This is a genomic window from Acinetobacter tandoii, assembly GCF_008867985.1.
Classification (GTDB): domain Bacteria; phylum Pseudomonadota; class Gammaproteobacteria; order Pseudomonadales; family Moraxellaceae; genus Acinetobacter; species Acinetobacter tandoii.
In genome coordinates, this window is sequence record NZ_VXLD01000041.1 from 1 (window position 1) to 322 (window position 322).

The window sequence follows — 322 nt, forward strand, 5'->3', positions numbered from 1 at the left end:
GCTGCCATAGCAATCGCATCTAGGGATGAACCACATAGACGGTTGATGGTGGTTGCTGGAACTTCGACAGGTAAGCCTGCAAGTAGTGCGGACATACGACCGACATTACGGTTGTCTTCTCCCGCTTGGTTGGCACAGCCGTAAATCACGTCATCTACCTGTTCCCAGTCCACGCTTGGATTACGTTGCATTAAGGCCTGAATCGGCACAGCACCCAAGTCATCGGCACGGACTGGTGCGAGTCCACCGGCATAACGGCCGAATGGGGTACGGATGGCATCGATGATATAAGCGTTTTTCATTTTTAATCTTGTCCTTTGAA

Annotated in this window: 1 protein-coding gene; it reads right to left on the bottom strand. The window is 51.2% G+C overall.

The window, feature by feature from the left end; translation table 11 throughout:
- A partial coding sequence (locus F4W09_RS17010) for a thiolase family protein (protein WP_472755573.1) occupies positions 1-302 on the bottom strand: 302 nt, incomplete at its 3' end.
- Between the last annotated feature and the right edge of the window lie 20 nt (positions 303-322).